At 73.5% G+C, this 17,769-nt stretch carries 19 protein-coding genes and 1 tRNA gene; 15 read left to right on the top strand and 5 right to left on the bottom strand.

Translation table 11 applies throughout. The features are described from left to right. Nucleotides 1–3 precede the first annotated feature (3 nt). The 10 genes from MCM47_RS11400 to MCM47_RS11445 all read left to right on the top strand — a co-directional run bounded on the left by MCM47_RS11400 (nucleotide 4) and on the right by MCM47_RS11445 (nucleotide 10,745). Nucleotides 4–819 carry a DNA polymerase beta superfamily protein gene (locus tag MCM47_RS11400; protein ID WP_238860994.1) on the top strand — a complete coding sequence of 272 codons (816 nt, stop codon included), beginning with the start codon at nucleotides 4–6 and terminating at the stop codon, nucleotides 817–819. A 36-nt stretch (nucleotides 820–855) separates the two neighbouring features. Then, nucleotides 856–928, top strand: a tRNA-Lys gene (locus tag MCM47_RS11405). Nucleotides 929–1,279: 351 nt separating this feature from the next. Further along, on the top strand, nucleotides 1,280–3,097 hold the full coding sequence (locus MCM47_RS11410; protein WP_238860996.1) for an LCP family protein: 1,818 nt from the start codon (nucleotides 1,280–1,282) through the stop codon (nucleotides 3,095–3,097). Nucleotides 3,098–3,199: 102 nt separating this feature from the next. After that, complete coding sequence (locus MCM47_RS11415; RefSeq protein WP_238860998.1) at nucleotides 3,200–3,649, top strand: SRPBCC domain-containing protein; 450 nt, start codon at nucleotides 3,200–3,202, stop codon at nucleotides 3,647–3,649. 191 nt (nucleotides 3,650–3,840) lie between these two features. After that, entirely contained in the window at nucleotides 3,841–4,638 is a 798-nt protein-coding gene (locus MCM47_RS11420) for a VOC family protein (RefSeq protein ID WP_238861000.1), read from the top strand. Nucleotides 4,639–4,754: 116 nt separating this feature from the next. Beyond that, nucleotides 4,755–5,504 (top strand): HAD family phosphatase, encoded by a 750-nt coding sequence (locus MCM47_RS11425; protein WP_238861002.1) that lies wholly within the window; start codon nucleotides 4,755–4,757, stop codon nucleotides 5,502–5,504. Further along, nucleotides 5,501–7,909: a glycoside hydrolase family 65 protein gene (locus MCM47_RS11430; RefSeq protein ID WP_238861004.1), complete on the top strand. Its 2,409-nt coding sequence runs from the start codon at nucleotides 5,501–5,503 to the stop codon at nucleotides 7,907–7,909. Before MCM47_RS11425 ends, MCM47_RS11430 begins: the two co-directional genes overlap by 4 nt. Nucleotides 7,910–7,986: 77 nt before the next feature. Then, a complete protein-coding gene (locus MCM47_RS11435; protein WP_238861430.1) occupies nucleotides 7,987–9,726 on the top strand; it encodes a pyruvate dehydrogenase in 1,740 nt (579 codons plus the stop codon). Nucleotides 9,727–9,855: 129 nt separating this feature from the next. Then, the gene (locus MCM47_RS11440) at nucleotides 9,856–10,500 is read left to right on the top strand and encodes a helix-turn-helix domain-containing protein (RefSeq protein WP_238861006.1); all 645 of its coding nucleotides are present in this window, start codon (nucleotides 9,856–9,858) and stop codon (nucleotides 10,498–10,500) included. Between the two features lie 32 nt (nucleotides 10,501–10,532). Continuing rightward, a complete protein-coding gene (locus MCM47_RS11445; protein WP_238861009.1) occupies nucleotides 10,533–10,745 on the top strand; it encodes a DUF6126 family protein in 213 nt (70 codons plus the stop codon). 43 nt (nucleotides 10,746–10,788) lie between these two features. Here MCM47_RS11445 and MCM47_RS11450 read toward each other — a convergent pair whose 3' ends face one another. Beyond that, nucleotides 10,789–12,267, bottom strand: a complete 1,479-nt coding sequence (locus MCM47_RS11450; protein ID WP_238861011.1) for a PLP-dependent aminotransferase family protein — start codon at nucleotides 12,265–12,267, stop codon at nucleotides 10,789–10,791. 247 nt (nucleotides 12,268–12,514) lie between these two features. On the opposite strand from MCM47_RS11450, the gene MCM47_RS11455 reads away from it, so the two are divergent. Genes MCM47_RS11455 through MCM47_RS11465 form a run of 3 tightly spaced genes read left to right on the top strand, consistent with a single transcriptional unit; the run spans nucleotide 12,515 to nucleotide 14,915 of the window. Beyond that, the gene (locus tag MCM47_RS11455; protein WP_238861013.1) at nucleotides 12,515–12,877 is read left to right on the top strand and encodes a YciI family protein; all 363 of its coding nucleotides are present in this window, start codon (nucleotides 12,515–12,517) and stop codon (nucleotides 12,875–12,877) included. A gap of 5 nt (nucleotides 12,878–12,882) precedes the next feature. Then, nucleotides 12,883–14,121: a DUF6596 domain-containing protein gene (locus MCM47_RS11460; protein WP_255752095.1), complete on the top strand. Its 1,239-nt coding sequence runs from the start codon at nucleotides 12,883–12,885 to the stop codon at nucleotides 14,119–14,121. Next, complete coding sequence (locus tag MCM47_RS11465) at nucleotides 14,118–14,915, top strand: alpha/beta fold hydrolase (RefSeq protein WP_238861017.1); 798 nt, start codon at nucleotides 14,118–14,120, stop codon at nucleotides 14,913–14,915. Before MCM47_RS11460 ends, MCM47_RS11465 begins: the two co-directional genes overlap by 4 nt. A 6-nt stretch (nucleotides 14,916–14,921) precedes the next feature. On the opposite strand, the gene MCM47_RS11470 is transcribed toward MCM47_RS11465, so the two are convergent. From MCM47_RS11470 to MCM47_RS11480, 3 genes are read right to left on the bottom strand one after another with little or no spacing between them, the layout of a single operon-like run. After that, nucleotides 14,922–15,107 carry a DUF397 domain-containing protein gene (locus MCM47_RS11470; RefSeq protein WP_238861019.1) on the bottom strand — a complete coding sequence of 62 codons (186 nt, stop codon included), beginning with the start codon at nucleotides 15,105–15,107 and terminating at the stop codon, nucleotides 14,922–14,924. A gap of 13 nt (nucleotides 15,108–15,120) precedes the next feature. Next, a complete protein-coding gene (locus MCM47_RS11475; protein ID WP_238861021.1) occupies nucleotides 15,121–15,327 on the bottom strand; it encodes a DUF397 domain-containing protein in 207 nt (68 codons plus the stop codon). After that, nucleotides 15,311–16,156 carry a helix-turn-helix transcriptional regulator gene (locus MCM47_RS11480; RefSeq protein WP_255751981.1) on the bottom strand — a complete coding sequence of 282 codons (846 nt, stop codon included), beginning with the start codon at nucleotides 16,154–16,156 and terminating at the stop codon, nucleotides 15,311–15,313. The genes MCM47_RS11475 and MCM47_RS11480 overlap by 17 nt, the downstream gene beginning before the upstream one ends. A 114-nt stretch (nucleotides 16,157–16,270) precedes the next feature. On the opposite strand from MCM47_RS11480, the gene MCM47_RS11485 reads away from it, so the two are divergent. Both MCM47_RS11485 and MCM47_RS11490 read left to right on the top strand, forming a co-directional pair. Then, on the top strand, nucleotides 16,271–16,639 hold the full coding sequence (locus MCM47_RS11485) for a hypothetical protein (RefSeq protein ID WP_238861026.1): 369 nt from the start codon (nucleotides 16,271–16,273) through the stop codon (nucleotides 16,637–16,639). 32 nt (nucleotides 16,640–16,671) lie between these two features. Further along, nucleotides 16,672–16,878 carry a hypothetical protein gene (locus MCM47_RS11490; protein WP_238861028.1) on the top strand — a complete coding sequence of 69 codons (207 nt, stop codon included), beginning with the start codon at nucleotides 16,672–16,674 and terminating at the stop codon, nucleotides 16,876–16,878. A gap of 213 nt (nucleotides 16,879–17,091) precedes the next feature. On the opposite strand, the gene MCM47_RS11495 is transcribed toward MCM47_RS11490, so the two are convergent. Beyond that, nucleotides 17,092–17,703 (bottom strand): dihydrofolate reductase family protein, encoded by a 612-nt coding sequence (locus MCM47_RS11495; protein WP_238861030.1) that lies wholly within the window; start codon nucleotides 17,701–17,703, stop codon nucleotides 17,092–17,094. Nucleotides 17,704–17,769: the final 66 nt, after the last annotated feature.

Consider the following 17,769-nt stretch of genomic DNA (forward strand, 5'->3'; position numbering starts at 1 on the left):
CCCATGCCCACCGCACCCGGTAGCGCCCGGCTCCCGGCCACCACCGGGCTCCCCGCCGCCGTGCCCGGCACCCGCCTGCCCGGCACCGTCCTGCTCGCCGGCATCGTCGGCTCGACCGCGTACGGCTTCGCCCACGCCGGCTCCGACACCGACCGGCTCGGCCTCTTCGCCGCCCCCACCGAGGACTTCCACGGCCTGCACCGCCCGGCCGAGTCCCGCGTCACCACCGGGCCCGACCTCACCCTGCACGAGGCCGTCAAGTGGTGCCGCCTCGCGCTCACCTGCAACCCGACCGCCTCCGAACTGGCCTGGCTCCCCGACGACCTCTACGAGGTGCGGACCCCGCTCGGTGACGAGCTGATCGCGATCCGCACCTCCTTCCTGAGCGCGAAGGCCGTCCGCGGTTCCTACCTCGGCTACGCCGACCAGCAGTTCCGCAAGCTGCTCACCCGGGACGCCGCCGACCCGGCCGCCCGCCGCCGGGCGGCCAAGCACGCCCGGCACCTGGTCCGGCTGCTGGAGCAGGGCGTGGGGTTGCACGAGACCGGCGAGAACGTCGTCCGCCTCCCCGAACCCGAGCGCGTCCGCGAGCTCGGCGAGCGCATCGCGGACCGTCCCGCCCTCGCCGAACCGCTGCTCGCGGAGGCCGCCGAGCGGTTCTCCCGGCCCGGTGCGCTGCCCGCGGAGCCCGACCCGCGCCCGGCCGAGGCCTGGCTGCGCCGGGTGCGCGCCGCGCACTGGACGCCGCCCGTCCCGCCGGCCGGCCGAGCCCGGCGCGCCCCGCAATCCACTGGCGGAGCCCTGGGCCCCACCGGGTAGGATCGCCGTGGCCCGCCCCGCACGGGAACGGGCCATGGGCCGCTAGCTCAATTGGCAGAGCTGCGGACTTTTAATCCGTAGGTTCAGGGTTCGAGCCCCTGGCGGCCCACGGTTGCGGAGCCGGACCGGACGCGAGTCCCGGTCCGGCTCCGCTGCGTTCGGGAGGTGGACGGGCGTTGACGGAGAGTCACCCGTGCGTGGGGGCGGGGTCCGTGGACCGGTGGGGCGCCGGCGGGTGATCGAGAGCACGGCCGGATAAATATGACCGGCTTGTATGCTCCGAGAGGGCCTGTTGTGACTGCAGGGGGTCCGTGGGAGGGGGCTGCGGGGACGATCGCGGGGGGCGTTCGTAGGTCATTACGACCTTCGTATGTGCAACCCGGCGATGGTTCCAGCCGTCTCTCTGTGTGCAGCGCGCCCGGATGTGCGGGCGCCGCGTCCGCCGGTGAAAGGTACACGGATGTCAGGTCAATGGGGCGAGGGCCCGGCTCGTGGTGACGACGCGCCCGGTGCGCTCACGACCGAGGCGGCCGACGGCGGTGCGGTGCCTCAGCCGCGGACCGGCGGGCGGGCCGAGGCCCGGCGGGCCGCACAGGGCAAGGGTTCCCAGGCCAAGGGTCCGCAGGGCAAGGGCCCCCAGGCCAAGGGTCCGCAGGGCAAGGCCGGACCGGAGGGCGCCGGCCCCGTCCCCGGCGGGCGGGCGGCGGCCCGCAACGGCCGGAAGCCGCCCAAGAAGAACGTGAAGAAGATCGTCGCCTGGTCGGCGGCCGGAGTGCTGGTGCTGATAGCCGGCGCCGGGGGGGCGATCTACCTCAAGCTCAACGCCAACATCAAGTCCTTCGACGCGGACGCCATCGCCACCGACCGGCCGCCCGAGGCGCAGGCCGACGCGGACGGCAACAAGCCGGTGAACGTCCTGCTGATCGGCTCGGACAGCCGCGGCAAGAACAACGCCGACCTGGGCGGCGGCGAGGACGGCGGCGCCCGCTCGGACACCACGATCCTGCTGCACGTCTACGCCGACCACAAGCACGCCGTCGGCATCTCGATCCCGCGCAACGCCAAGGTCACCCTGCCGGCCTGCAAGCTGCCCAGCGGCAAGTGGACCAAGGAGAAGTCCAGCGCGCTGTTCAACGAGGCCTTCGCCACGGGCGGTACGGACGACGGCAACCCGGCCTGCACCCAGAACACCGTGGAGAAGCTCACCGGCATCCGGGTCGACCACACCATCGTGGTCGACTTCCAGGGCTTCTCGGCGATGACCAAGGCGGTCCACGGCGTGGACGTCTGCCTGCCGAAGCCGATCTACGAGGGCGACATCAACCCCAACCTCCCGAAGAAGGGGAGCGTCGTCCTGCCCCAGGGCCCGCAGAAGGTCGAGGGCCAGAAGGCGCTCGACTACGTCCGGCTGCGGCACGGCATCGGCGACGGCTCCGACATCGGCCGGATGAAGCGCCAGCAGGCCTTCCTCAGCTCGCTGGCCAAGAACATCAAGGGCCAGGGCCTCAACCCGACCACCCTGCTGCCGCTCGCCGACGCCGCCACCAAGTCGCTGGTCGTCGACCCGGGCCTGAACTCGGCCGACAAGCTGCTCTCCTTCGGCCTCTCGCTGAAGAACATCGACCTGCACGACCTCAAGTTCGTCACGGTGCCGTGGCGCTACCGCACCCAGGACGCGGACCTCGACATCGTCCAGCCGGACGCCGGCAAGCTCTGGGAGACCCTCAAGGCCGACCGGACCCTGGACGGCCAGAACGCCACCGGTGAGCAGCCGGACGCGCCCGCCTCGCCGTCCGCCTCCGCCGGGCCGAGCGCCCCGGCCACGACCCCCTCCGCCCCGGCGGCGGCCTCCGACGCGGGCAACGCGGCGATCAAGGTGGCCGTCTACAACGGCACCACCACCCGGGGCATGGCGGACCGGGCGAGCGAGCAGCTCAAGGCGGCCAAGTTCACCGTCACCAAGGCGGGCACGGCGGCCAGCACCAAGTACACGACCACGATGGTCGAGTACGGCTCCGGCCAGAAGGCCAACGCCGAGAAGGTCGCCGCGCTGTTCCCGGGGGCGACCGTCGAGGCCGGCAGCTCGCCGGGCGTCACCGTGATCGTGGGCAAGGACTTCGTGGCGGCCAACGGCGGTGCCACCGCCGCCGCCTCCGGCGGCTCCGGCCCCTCGGCCGCCCCGACCACTCCCGGCCCGCTGCCCACCAGCGTCACGAACGAGGCCCGCTCGGCGGACGACGACATCTGCGCGGGCACCACCTACGGCAGCGGCGGGTAGCGCCCGGCGACGCACGGCGACGGTACCGGGCCCGGGGTGTGCGCGCCCCGGGCCCGTGCCATGGTGGCGGTCGGGGGGCCGCAGGACCGAAAGGCGGAACCCATGGCCGAGATCGCCATGCAGTTCGACATCGCCGCACCCCGCGACGTCGTGCTCGCCGCGCTGGACACCCACGACGGCCTCACCGGCTGGTGGACCACCGACGTCGACCGGGACGAGGGCGGGGTGCTGCTCCTCGACTTCCCGGACGCCCCCGAGCCGTTCCGGCTGCGCCGCGAGCGCGCCGACCGGGACCGGGTGGTGTGGACCAACGTCGGCACGTTCCCGCCGCACTGGGCCGGCACCTGGATCAGCTGGGAGTTCGCGGACCAGCCCGGCGGCCCCGGCCGCACCCGGTTGCTGTTCCGGCACGGCGGTTGGCAGCCCGGTACCGAGGAGGGCGTCCCGATGGTGGCCGGCACCTGGGCGGAGCTGATCGTCCGGCTCAAGGACTACGCGCAGAGCGGCAAGGTGCAGCCGTACTTCGTGAAGGCCCCGGGGCACTCAGCGTGACGCTGCGGCGGGGGCGTCCCCCGCCGGATGCCGTCCGGTGGCGCGATCGCGGTGGCGCGGCGAAGGTGGGCGGTGTACCGCCGTCCGGTCGTCCGCCCGGCGCGGGAGCGCCGCGCCGGACCCGACGGCTCCCGCCCGGAGTGCCGGACCGGCGGGCCCGGCGGAGGACCATCGCTCTTGGAGGCCCAGCAATGCCCGTAGTCACCGCTCCGTACAAGCCCGGCACCCCGTGCTGGGTCGACCTGATGGCGAGGGACCAGCAGGCCGCGCTCGACTTCTACCGCGACCTGTTCGGCTGGCAGGGCGAGGTCGGCCCGCCCGAGTTCGGCGGCTACGCCGTGTGCTCGCTGAACGGCAAGCCGGTCGCCGGGATCATGGCGCAGACGGCCCCCGAGGGCCAGCCCGTTCCGCCGGTCGCCTGGACGACGTACCTGGCCTCGGACGACGCCGAGGCCACCGGCCGGGCCATCGCCGACAGCGGCGGCACCATCCTCTACCCCGTGATGGACGTCGGTACGGTCGGCCGGATGCTGGTCGCCGCCGACCCGACCGGCGCGGTGTTCGGCGTCTGGCAGAAGGTGGACTTCCTCGGCGCCGGCGTGGTCAACGAGCCCGGCGCGCTGGTCTGGAACGAGCTCAACACCACCGACACCGACGCGGCCGGGCGGTTCTACCACCAGGCGCTCGGCCTGCGCCCGGCGACCATCCAGGGCATGGAGGGCTACTACTCGCTCAACGTCGGCGAGCGCACGGTGGGCGGCATGCAGCCGGTCGCCGAATACCTGCCGGACGGCACGCCCCCGCACTGGATGACGTACTTCTCGGTGGACGACACCGACTCCACGGTGGACGCCGTGGTGAAGGCGGGCGGTTCGGTGATCCAGCCCCCGTTCGACATCCAGTCCGGCCGGATGGCCGTCGTGCGGGACCCGCAGGGCGCGGTCTTCGCGGTGACGGCCGCCCCCGAGTCCCAGATGCCCGACTCCTGAGCCCCACGGACCTCCTGAGCGCCACCGGGGCCCGAGAGCCACCGGAAGCCGCCCCTTCCCGCGACGCGCCGCCGGGAATGGGCGGCTTCCCCGCGTTCGCGGGTAAGACTGCACCCATGCTGGGTCTTCCGGACGACATCCGCGCTTTCCTCTTCGACCTCGACGGGGTGCTCACCCAGACCGCCAAGGTGCACGCCGCGGCCTGGAAGGACACCTTCGACGCCTTCCTGCGCGCCGAAGCGGCCCGCACCGGCGGGCAGTTCGTGCCCTTCGACGCGGTCGCCGACTACGACACGTACGTCGACGGGCGCCCGAGACTCGACGGTACCCGCGCCTTCCTGGAGAGCCGCGGCATCGCGCTCCCCGAGGGCACCGACGCCGACCCGCCCGGCACCCGCACGGTGCACGGCATCAGCCTGGCCAAGAACGACACCGTGCTGCGGATGATCCGCGCGCAGGGCGTCCAGCCCTACGAGGGCTCGGTCGCCTACGTGCGCCGGATGCGCGAGCTCGGGCTGCCCGGCGCGGTGGTCTCGTCCAGCGCGAACTGCCGGGACGTGCTGCGGGCCGCGGGGATCGAGGACCTGTTCGACGTGATCGTGGACGGCCTGGTGGCCAAGCGCGAGGGGCTGCCCGGCAAGCCGGCCCCGGACACCTACCTGGCCGCCGCCCGCGCCCTGGGCGTCGAGCCGGCGCACGCCGCCGTCTTCGAGGACGCGCTCGCCGGCGTCGCCTCCGGCCGGGCCGGCGGTTTCGGTGCGGTGGTCGGGGTGGACCGCGTCGGCCAGGCGGCCGAGCTGCGCCGCGACGGCGCCACCGTGGTCGTCACCGACCTCGCCGAACTGCTCGAAGGAGGCTCGGCATGACCGGCCTGGACAACTTCTCGGTCGACCCGTGGCAGATCGTCGAGCCCGGCCTCGACCTGGCCTCGATGGCCCGCGCCGAGTCGCTCTTCGCCCTCTCCAACGGCCACATCGGCCTGCGCGGCAACCTCGACGAGGGCGAGCCGCACGGCCTGCCCGGCACCTACCTCAACGGCGTCTTCGAGCTGCGCCCGCTGCCCTACGGAGAGGGCGGCTACGGCTACCCGGAGTCCAGCCAGAGCGTCATCAACATCACCAACGGTAAGATCATCCGACTGCTGGTGGACGACGAGCCCTTCGACCTCCGCTACGGTGAACTGCTGAGCCACCGGCGGTGGTTGGACTTCCGCGAGGGGCTGCTGCGGCGCGAGGCGGAGTGGGCCTCCCCGGCCGGGCGGACGATCCGGGTGAAGTCCACCCGGCTGGTCTCGCTCACCCAGCGGGCCGTCGCCGCCGTCGAGTACACCGTCGAGGCGGTGGACGGGCCGGTGCGGATCGTCCTCCAGTCGGAGCTGGTCGCCAACGAGCAGCTTCCCGGCGGTCCCGAGGGCGACCCCCGGGCGTCCGCCGTGCTGGAGGCGCCGCTGCTCGCCGAGGCCAGTCACGCCGGCGGCACCAAGGCCGTCCTGGTGCACCGCACCCGCTACAGCGGCATCCGCGTCGCCGCCGGGATGGACCACGTCATCGACGGCCCGGAGCGGCTGGACACCGTCGCCGAGTCCGAGGCCGACCACTGCCGGATCAGCGTGACCACCGTGCTCGAACCGGGCCAGAAGCTGCGCCTGGTGAAGTTCATGTCCTACGGCTGGTCCGCGACCCGCTCGCTGCCCGCCGTCCGGGACCAGGTGGAGGCCGCGCTGACCGCCGCCAGGTACACCGGATGGGACGGTCTGGTGGCCGAACAGGCCGCCTTCCTCAGCGAGTTCTGGGAGACCAGCGACGTCGAGATCGAGGGTGACGTCGAACTCCAGCAGGCCGTCCGGTTCGCCGTCTTCCACGTGCTGCAGGCGGGCGCCCGCAGCGAGGAGCGGGCCATCCCCGCCAAGGGGCTGACCGGCCCGGGCTACGACGGCCACAGCTTCTGGGACACCGAGACCTTCGTCCTCCCGGTGCTCACCTACTGCCTGCCGGGCGCCGTCAACCAGGCACTGCGCTGGCGGCACACCACGCTGCCGATGGCCCGTGAGCGGGCCGTCCAACTCGGCCTCGCCGGCGCGGTGTTCCCGTGGCGGACGATCCGCGGCGAGGAGTGTTCCGGGTACTGGCCGGCCGGCACCGCGGCCTTCCACATCGGCGCCGACATCGCCGCCTCCGCCGCCCGGTACGTCCGGGCCACCGGGGACGTCGAGTTCGAGCGGGAGTACGGGCTGGAGCTGCTGGTCGAGACGGCCCGGATGTGGCGCTCGCTCGGCCACCACGACGCCGTCGGCAAGTTCCGCATCGAGGGCGTCACCGGGCCGGACGAGTACAGCGCGGTCGCCGACAACAACGTCTTCACCAACCTCATGGCGCAGACCAACCTGCGCGCCGCCGCCGAGGCCGCCGCCCGGCACCCCCGGGAGGCGGCCGCGCTCGGCGTGGACACCGAGGAGACCGCCGCCTGGCGGGACGCCGCCGCGGCGATGTTCATCCCGTACGACGAGAACCTCGGCGTCCACCCGCAGGCCGACGGCTTCACCGACCACCAGGTCTGGGACTTCGAGCGCACCCCGCCGGAGAACTACCCGCTGCTGCTCCACTACCCGTACTTCGACCTGTACCGGAAACAGGTGGTCAAGCAGGCCGACCTGGTGCTCGCCATGCAGGTGCGCGGCGACGCCTTCACCGACGAGCAGAAGGCCCGCAACTTCGCCTACTACGAGCGGCTGACCGTCCGCGACTCCTCGCTCTCGGCCTGCACCCAGGCGGTGATCGCCGCCGAGGTCGGCCAGCTGGACCTCGCGTACGACTACACCGCCGAGGCCGCCCTGATGGACCTGCACGACCTCGGCGGCAACACCCGCGACGGCCTGCACATGGCCTCGCTCGCCGGGGCCTGCATCGCCCTGGTGGCCGGGTTCGGCGGCCTGCGGGACCACAGCGAGGTGCTGTCCTTCCGGCCGCGACTGCCCAACGGGCTGATGAAGCTCAGCTTCTCGCTGCTGGTGCGCGGCCAGCTGCTGGGGGTGCGCATCACCCATGAGGGGACGACGTACACGCTGCGCCGGGGCGAGGTGATCCACCTGCGGCACGACGGCGGGGCGGTGCAGGTGAAGGCGGGCACGCCGGTCACCCTGCCCACCACGGTGCCGCCCGTCCAGGAGCGCTGCGTCCAGCCGCCCGGCCGCGAGCCGTCGCGGCGCCAGCCGCACGCCGGAGTGGCCGCGGGCACGGTCGGCCCGGGGCCGGACCACCTGGCGGCGGAGTAGGGAGGCGGAGCAGGGAGGCGGAGCAGGGAAGGACCGGCCCCGGGGGAGGGGGGGTGACGACAGACCGGCGAGAGGAGATCCCCGTGGTGAGCGTGGCCGAGCAGATGGTGGAGGTGCTCCGGCAGGCCGGGGTCGAGCGCGTCTACGGGGTGGTCGGCGACAGCCTCAACCCGGTGGTGGACGCGATCCGCCGGGCCGAGGGCATCGGCTGGGTGCCCGTTCGCAACGAGGAGGCCGGCGCCTTCGCGGCCGCCGCCGAGGCCGAGCTGAGCGGCCGCCTGGCGGTCTGCGCAGGCTCCTGCGGCCCCGGCAACACCCACCTGATCCAGGGCCTCTACGACGCCCAGCGCAGCGGCCTGCCGGTGCTGGCACTCGCCTCGCACATCCCGTCCGCCCAGATCGGCACCGGCTTCTTCCAGGAGACCCACCCCGAGCGGGTGTTCACCGACTGCAGCAGCTGGTGCGAGACGGTCTCCACCCCGGCGCAGCTGCCGCGGCTGCTGCGGATCGCGGTCCAGCACGCGCTGGGCGCCCCCGGCGTCGCCGTGCTGGTCTTCCCCGGCGACGTCGCCGCGCTGCCGGCCGCCGGGCCGACGGGCGGCAGCCACTTCCTCACCGAGCAGGCGGTGGCCGCGCCGCCCTGGTCCCAGGTGCAGGCGCTGGCCCGGGCGCTCAACGACGCCCGGAAGGTCGCGCTGTTCTGCGGTGCGGGCGTGCGCGGGGCGCACGGCGAGGTGATGGAGGTCGCGCAGGCGCTGGCCGCGCCGGTCGGGCACTCCCTGCGCGGCAAGGAGTGGATCCAGTACGACAATCCGTACGACGTCGGCATGAGCGGCCTGCTCGGCTACGGCGCCTGTCACGAGGCGCTGCACGCGGCCGACCTGGTGCTGCTGCTCGGCACCGACTTCCCCTACGACTCCTTCCTCCCGCAGGCCCGGACGATCCAGGTGGACCACGACGCCACCCGGCTCGGCCGCCGCACCCCGCTGGAGCTGGCCGTCCACGGCGACGTCTCGGCCACCCTGCGCGCCGTCCTGCCGCTGCTGGAGCCGAAGGCCGACCGCGCCTTCCTGGACGAGATGCTGCGCCGGCACTGCCGGGCCCTGGAGGACGTGGTCGGCGCCTACACCCGGGACATCGACAAGCACCTGCCGATCCACCCGGAGTACGTGGCCTCGGTGCTGGACGGGATCGCCGCGGACGACGCGGTGTTCACCGTGGACACCGGCATGAACAACGTCTGGGCCGCCCGCTACCTGCAGCCCAACGGCCGCCGCCGGGTGATCGGTTCGTTCCTGCACGGCTCGATGGCCAACGCCCTGCCGCACGCGATCGGCGCCCAGCTGGCCTGCCCCGGGCGGCAGGTGGTCGCGATGGCCGGCGACGGCGGGCTGTCGATGCTGCTCGGCGAGCTGCTCACGGTGGCGCGGCTCAGGCTGCCGGTGAAGACGGTGGTGTTCAACAACGGCGCGCTCGGCATGATCAAGCTGGAGATGCTGGTCTCCGGCTACCCCGAGGCGGAGACCGACAACGGGGACGTGGACTACGCGGGGATCGCCCGGGCGATGGGCGTCCCGGCCAAGCGCGTCACCGAGCCGGCGCGGGTGCGGGAGGTGCTGGCGGAAGCCCTGGAGCGGCCGGGCCCGGCCCTGGTGGACGTGGTCACCGACCCCAACGCGCTCGCCGTGCCGCCGCACGTCACCGCGGCCCAGCTGAAGGGGTTCGCGCTGGCAGCCGGGCGGACGGTGCTCGCCGGCGGGGTCGGGCGCATGATCGACCTGGCCCGCAGCAACCTGCGGAACATCCCGCGCCCGTAGCGGGCCCGGGCGTCGCCCGGGGGGACGGGTCCGGCGCTCCGCGGCACGGCCGACCGGCGCGGGGTTACGGCGGTTTGCCTCTGAGGCAAATTTCTTGCCCGTGCGGCACGTCAGGTGTCCACTGGTCCCATGAGCACCAGCCCGTCCGGCCCCACCACCGCCGGTTCCACCGGTGACCAGCTCGACGACCAGGAGGTCGCCGGCCTCGCCGCGCGACTGCGCGAGCACCGGCTCGGCAGCCGCCTCACCCTGGAGGTCGCCGCGGCCCGGGTCGGCCTCTCCCCAGCCTATCTGTCCCGGCTGGAGACCGGCCGCCGGCAGCCGTCGCTGCCCGTCCTGCTGGGCCTCGCCCGTGCCTACGGCACGTCCGTCTCCGGCCTCCTCGGCGAGGCCATGGTCGAGCCGGACCCGGTGGTGCGCGGCGGCGCGATCGAGCCCGGTCGCGCGGGCGGCTGGGGCTACCGGCGCGCCGGTGCGCCCGGCCGGGCGATGCAGGCTCTGCGCGTGCACGTCCCGCTGGGCGTCCAGGACGCCGTCGTCCGGGTCCACCCGGGCGAGGAGTGGCTCTACGTGCTCCAGGGCCGGCTGAAGCTGACCCTCGGCGACCGCGTCCACCAGCTCGACGAGGGCGACTCCGCGCACTTCGACTCGCTCACCCCACACTGCATCGCCGCGGAGTCGTCCGGCGGGGTCGAGCTGCTCTTCGTCCACACCCTGCTGCAGAGCCCCGGCGGCGAACTCTGCCTCGGCGGCGGCCCTGCCGCTCCCCACTGACCGACCGTCAGACCTCCCGGAGGAGATCTCCCATGGCTGATCCCGCCACCGCCACCGCCACCGCCGTCACCGCCACCACCGCCCCGGCCGTTCCTGCCCCGGCCGCCCCCGCCGCGAAGACCGTCGACGCCGGCAAGTGGGCCAACCGCCGCGTCGGCATCCGACTGGTGATCTACACCGTCGCGACGCACGCCTTCGCGGGCTTCATCCTCCTGCTCTTCGAGCTGGGCAACCGGAACAAGTAGCAACCGCGGCGGATGGGCGGACCGGCCCGGACACGCCCGACCCTCACACTCCGCGCAGCAGCTCGCAGAGCGCGTCCACTGCGGCCGGGAAGAGCCGGTCGGGCGGCGTCGCGTAGCCGACCACCAGGGCGGGCGCGGCGTCCGGGCCCGACGGGGGCGCGGCGAGGTGCCGGCCGAGCACGCCGAACACCAGGCCGGCGGTCTCGGCCCGGGCCAGCAGCTCGGCCTCGGACGGTGCGCCGGGCGGCAGTTGCAGCACGGCGTGCAGGCCCGCGGCGATCCCGGTCACCTGGACGCGCGGGGCCCGCTCGGCCAGCGCCGCGACCAGGTGGTCGCGGCGGCGCCGGTAGTGCAGCCGGGAACGGCGCACGTGGCGGTCGTAGGTGCCGGAGGTGATCAGCTCGGCGAGGGTGAGCTGGTCGATCACCGGGGACGTCCCGTCGGCCTGCTGCTTGAGCCGGGCCACCGGCTCCACCAACGCGTCCGGCAGTGCCAGCCAGCCGAGCCGCAGACCGGGGGCGAGGCTCTTGGCGGCCGTACCCGCGTACACCACCCGCTCGGGATCGAGCGCCTGCATCGCGCCGAGCGGCTGCCGGTCGTAGCGGAACTCGCCGTCGTAGTCGTCCTCGATCACGTACCCGTCGTGTGCGCGGGCCCAGGCCACGGCGGCGGCCCGGCGCTCGGCGGAGAGCGCGGCGCCGGTCGGGAACTGGTGGGCGGGGGTGAGCAGGACCGCCGCGTCCCGCCGCCCGGCCAGCAGGTCGGTGCGCGCCCCGGAGCAGTCCAGCGGCAGCGGTGCCGTGGTGAGCCCGGCGGCCCGCACCACCTCGTGCTGCGGCGGCAGCCCGTACTCCTCCACGGCCAGCGAGCGGGCGCGCCGGCCGCGCAGGGCGGCGCAGAGCAGCCCCAGCCCCTGGGTGAACCCGGCGCAGACCAGCAGGTGGTCGGGGTCGGTCCGGACGCCGCGGACCCGGGCCAGGTAGTCGGCGAGCGCCTGCCGCAGCTCGATCCGCCCGAGCGGGCTGCCGTAGTCGAAGGCCTCGTGCGGGGCGGTGGCCAGGGCCCGCCGTGCGGCGGAGAGCCAGGCGGTCCGCGGGAAGAGCGAGACGTCCGGCCGCCCCGGCGCCAGGTCGTACCGGGCGGTGCGGCGGTCCAGCGGCGGGTGGGCGGCCCGCCGGGCCGGGCGGGGGGCGGTCCGCTCGGCCACCGTGGTGCCCGAGCCCTGCCGGGAGCTGAGCCAGCCCTCGGCGGTGAGCTGCCCGTACGCCTCCACCACGGTGTTCCGGGCGATCCCGAGGTCCTCGCCGAGCGCCCGGGAGGACGGCAGCCGGGTGCCGGGTGCCAGCCGGCCGTCCTGGACGGCCTCCCGCAGCGCGTCCTCCAGGGCGGCCCGGATCCCGGCGCCTGCGGTCCGGCGCCCCGTGAGGTCGAGGTGCAGGTCGCCGCCGAACGCGGTCCAGGAGGCGGCCCCGGCGGCGCGGGAGCTCCGGGAGCCGGCTCGGGAGGTGCGGGAGCTGGTCATGGGCCGTTCCCTGCGGGCGTGGACGGATCGGTACGGGGGATTATCGCCCCCCTCGGGCGCGGGTGGTCCCGAGGGTGGAGCCGTCCCGTATGTTGATCATGTCGGTGGGGTCGCCTTCCGGGCGGGTCGGCGGAGCCCCGGAAGAAGTTCGGAGAATGTCGCCGGGGGATGTCGAGGACTCCGGACCCGCTCCGACTGGAGGGTGGAAGCGCGCCGGAGGGGCGCGCACGACGGGAGGACACCCGAGATGAAGTACGTCGCGATGATCTACGGCAACCAGGCCAAGTGGGACGCGTTCCCGGCCGAGGCCTGGCCCGAGGCGATCGCCAAGCAGGACGCGTTCAACAGGAAGTACCGCGAGAGCGGCGAGCTGATCGGCGCCTACGGCCTGGCCGACGCGGCCGCCGCCCAGCTGGTGCGCCGCCGGGAAGGCCTCCCGGTGGTCACCGACGGCCCGTACCTGGAGACCAAGGAGTACCTCGCCAGCTTCTACCTGCTGGACTGCGAGAGCCTGGAGCGGGCCCAGGAGATCGCCGCCGACATGCCGTTCGCCGACGTCGAGCCGGTCGAGCTCTGGCCGATCCTGCACGACGCCGCGGCGGACGTGTGACCGTCCTGCCCCAGGCCACCGAGGACCTGCTGCGCGAGCTGGCGCCGCAGGTCCTCGGCGCGCTCGTCCGCCGCTACGGCACCTTCGACGCGTGCGAGGACGCGGTGCAGGAGGCGCTGATCGCGGCGGCACAGCAGTGGCCCGGGACCGGAACGCCGGAGAACCCGCGCGGCTGGCTGCTCACCGTCGCCTCCCGGCGCCTGGTCGACCAGGTGCGCAGCGAGACCGCCCGGCGCCGACGCGAGGACGCCCTCGCCCTGGCCACCCCGCAGTCCGCGCTGGTCGGCCCCGCGGCGGACGGCACGCCGGAGAGCGACCGGGACGACTCGCTGGCACTGCTCTTCCTCTGCTGCCACCCGGCGCTCTCCGCGCCCAGCCGGATCGCGCTGACCCTGCGCGCGGTCGGCGGCCTGACCACGGCGCAGATCGCCGCCGCCTTCCTGGTGCCCGAGGCGACGATGGCCCAGCGGATCAGCCGGGCCAAGCAGACCGTGAAGGGCGTCGGCCTGGCCCTGCCCGAGGGTGCGGCGCACGCCGAGCGCCTGGCGGACGTCCGGCAGGTGCTCTACCTGGTCTTCAACGAGGGCTACACCGCCAGCGACGGCGCCGACCTGACCGTGCCGGCCCTGGCCGTCGAGGCGATCCGGCTCACCCGGCTGCTGCACGGGCTGGTGCCCGAGGACGCCGAGACGGCCGGCCTGCTCGCGCTGATGCTGCTCACCGAGGCCCGCCGTCCGGCCCGCACCGGTGCCGACGGGGAGCTGGTGCCGCTCGCCGAGCAGGACCGCGGTCGGTGGGACGGGCGGCTGGTCGCGGAGGGCGTGGCGCTGCTGGAGCGGGTCCTGCCGCGGGGGCAGGCCGGTCCGTACCAGCTGCAGGCGGCCGTCGCGGCGGTGCACGACGAGGCCGGGTCGGCGGAGGCCACCGACTGGCCGCAGATCCTCGCCCTGTACGGGCTGCTGGAGCGGTTCGGGCCGAACCCGGTGGTCACGCTCAACCGTGCGGTCGCGGTGGCCATGGTGCACGGCCCGGCGGCCGGGCTGGAGCTGCTGGCCACCCTGGAGCGGGAGAAGGGCCTGGCCCGGAACCACCGGCTGCCCGCGACCCGGGCCCACCTGCTGGAGCTGCTCGGCGACCGGGCCGGTGCGGTGGAGTCCTACCGCGAGGCGGCCCGCCGCACCACCAGCGCGCCCGAGCGGCGGCATCTGACGGAACGCGCACGACGGTTGGAGGGGGCGCAATGACAGTGGTGAGGTACGTCGAGAGGGACGGGGTCCGGCTCGCCTGCCGCGACTCGGGAGGGCCGGGAACAGCCGTCGTGTTGCTGCACGGGCTGGCGGGGCACGCGGGGGAGTGGGACGCCGTGGTGGCGGCCCTGGGCGGGCGGTTCCGGGTGGTGGCCGTCGACCAGCGCGGCAGCGGCGCGAGCGAGCGGCGGCCGCAGGACGTCTCACGGGCCGCGTACGTGGCGGACGTGCTCGCGGTGGTCGAGCAGCTCGGGCTGGAGCGCCCGGTGCTGGTCGGCCAGTCCTACGGAGGCCATGCTGCGATGCTCGCCGCTGCGACGCACCCCGGGGCGGTGAGTGGGCTGGTCGTGGTCGAGGCGGGGCCGGCGGGCTCGGACCCGGAGGCACTGGCGGGGATCGCCGGCTGGTTCGACTCCTGGCCGGTGCCGTTCCCGTCGTTCGAGGCGGCTGTGGGGTTCTTCGGCGGCGGAGCGGTCGGGGAGGGCTGGGCGGCGGGGCTGGAGGAGCGCGACGGCGGCTGGTGGCCGCGGTTCGACAGCGGCGTGATGGTCGACAGCCTGACGGAGAACGCCCACCGGTCGTGGTGGGACGAGTGGGCACAGGTCGGGTGTCCGATCCTGGCCGTGGTCGGGCAGTCGGGGATCATCGACGCGGAGCAGTTCGACCGGATGCTGGGCACGCGACCGGAGACCGTGGCGGTCAGCGTGCCCGGCACCGGCCACGACCTGCACCTGGAACGGCCGGAGGAGCTGGCGCGGCTGATCGGCGAGTTCGTCCGGTTCGTCCGGTAGGGAGGATCAGCCGAACTCGCCCGCGCGGACGGCGGTGACGAAGGACTGCCAGGCAGCCGGGGTGAAGGCGAGCGCGGGCCCGTCCGGGTCCTTGGAGTCCCGGACCCGCCCGGGGGAGGCGTCGTCCACTTCGACGCAGTTGCCGCCCTCGGCGTTGCTGTAGCTGCTGGACCGCCATTGAGTCTCGCGCACGGTGCTCCTCCAATTAGATGCTGCCGAACTCCCCGGTGCGGACGGCGGTGACGAAGGACTGCCAGGCGCCGGGAGTGAAGTCGAGGGTGGGCCCGTCCGGGTCCTTGGAGTCCCGGACCCGCCCGGGCGTCGCGTCGTCCACTTCGACGCAGGAGCCGCCTTCGCCATTGCTGTAGCTGCTCTTCCGCCAGTTGGCGGGTCGCTCAACGCGCTTGCGCATTCTCGTGGACCTCCGCCGCCGACTGGATCAGGGCCAGGGACGCCTCCGGCGACAATGCGGCGGCCCGTACGAGATCGTAGGACCGCTGACATCTGGCCACCAACCGATTGTCGTCGATCAGCTGGCCGGCGTGCTGTCCTTCGAGATATGCGAGCGGTGGGGCATCCGCGAAGGTCATCAGCGAGAGCATTCCGCCGAGTAGTGCATGGGCCCCGGCTTCGTAACTGACGACCTGGACGATCATGCGACGCCTGACCATGAGGCCAGCCACGTGCCTGAGCTGAGCTACCATCACCTGGCGGTCGCCCACGACTCTCCGGAGGACGGATTCGTCCAGGATGTACCACAACTCCGGTCCTGTTGGGTCGCTGACCAGCCGCTGTCGCTCCATTCGGGCCGCGACGAGCTCGGCCAGCTCGTCATCGCTGAGAAGCGGCTGCGCGCCGAGGCAAACCGCGCTTGCGTACTCGGAAGTCTGAAGCAGTCCAGGTACTACGTGACCCGCGTATTCGCAGATCGACATCGCGCGAGCCTCGTGCTCGGCCGCCTCTTTGAAGTAGTCGGCGAAGCGGGAGTACTCCAGCAACTCGTGAAGGCGCTCCAGCACTCCTCCTGTTGCGAGTGCCTGATCGATCCGAATCGAGAGATCGAGCTGCGGAGTCCGAGTCGCATTCTCCAACTGCCCGATGTACGTACCGGACACGAAGGTCAGTGCTCCCAACTTCTCCTGAGACATCTTCGGTTGGGCTGCCTCACGGAGTCGTCGCAGCTCAGAGCCGTAGAAAGTCCGGGGCGACTTGCCCGGCGGGAGGCTGTGGGGAGGGGCCATCCGGATCCCACCTCTGAACAATCAACATGCGGTGACCGCTTGACTTCACAGCGTAGCTTCGAGTGCTGATCCTGGGAGAGGAATCACCGAATCCGCAGCGACAGGAGCAGCGCTATGTCCTCCATCCTCCGCAGAATCACCGCCGACGACCGCCGCGAGGCCGCTTCCGTCCTGGACGACTTCAAGGTCGCCCTCGCCGCCGCGGGTACGGAACTCCCCTCCACCGGCATCGACTGGAACTGCGCCTCCGTCACGGGGGTGGTCCTCATCGACCTCGGCGCCGCCCCCGTCTCCGTCGTCACCAAGCTCACCGACGTCATCCGCGACGGCGTCCGCGCCCGCCGCGAACCGCCTCGGGCGACCTGGTACCCCAGGGCCGGCCAGGCCGTCACCCTCAACACCGCCGACGGCGCCCCGCTCGCTGCCGAAGTGGTGGTCGCCACCCAGCGGTTGGTGACGATCCGGCTCGACGGACGCCGCTGACCCTGCCCTGCCGCCCTTCGAAGGACCGCCCCGTGAACCACCCCGTGAACCACCGCCCGCCCCACACCCCCGGCGAACTCCTCCACGACCGCCGGACCCGCCGCACCGGCGTCTACATGGACACCATCGGCGGCCGCGTCTACCTCCGCCCCGTCGGGGGCGGCGTCGAGTGGACCGTTCGACCCGAGCACGTCACCGCGCCGCCGCCGCAATCCGCTCGGGCCCGGTCGCTCTCGTGAGCCGCCCTAGCCGTGTCCTGCTCCTCGCCGCTTCGGCCGTCTCCGTGGCGGTCGGCGCCGCTCTCGCGGCCCTCGCCGTCTGTCCGATCCGGCACGCCGCCCCGCGTGCCGCCGGCTTCCTCTTCGTCACGGTGCTCTGCACCACCACCGCCCTCGTGAACCTGCTGCTGGGCGCCGCCGTTCAGCGCCGGGCCGCTCGCTCGGCGCGGCCGGCTACGCCTGCTCCGGCTCGGCGTCCGCCGCCGTCGCAGGCTTCCGGTACGTGAGGAGCACGCTGCCCTGGTCGAAGGTCCGGCTCTCGACAAGCTCGAAGTTCCGAGCAGCGAAGTCGGCCGAGAACAGCGGGATGCCCGAACCCGCCACGACCGGATAGAGCTTGACGACCAGTTCGTCGATCTCCGGCAGGAGCTGTCCGGCCAGCGAGGCGCCGCCGCAGAGCCAGATGCCGAGCCCGTCCTCCCGCTTGAGGCGGCGGACCACCGACAGCGGGTCCTCGGCGGTGACCTCGACGGCCGGGTCCGGGCTCTCGGCGATGGAGCGGGAGAAGACGATCTGCCGCAGGTGGGCGTACGGGCTGGTCGCGCCGACGGCCAGCCCCGGCTCGTAGGTGGCGCGGCCCATCAGCACGGTGTCGTAGTGCTTGTTGGGCGCGTCGCCGATGCCCAGGCCGGCCCGGGCCGGGGCGAAGACGGTGTCCGGGTACTCGGTGGTCAGGTAGGAGGCGTACTCGCCCGTGACGTGCGGGAAGAAGAAGTCGAAGCCGCCGTCCGGCGCGGCGATGAAGCCGTCGATGGTGCTGCCGATGAAGTAGCTGAGCTTGCGCATCCGTGTCCTAGGTGTCGTGGTGCTGGATCGTGGCCCGTCGCTCGAACCACTCTATTTATAGTACTT

It is taken from the genome of Kitasatospora sp. A2-31, assembly GCF_022288725.1.
Lineage (GTDB): Bacteria > Actinomycetota > Actinomycetes > Streptomycetales > Streptomycetaceae > Kitasatospora.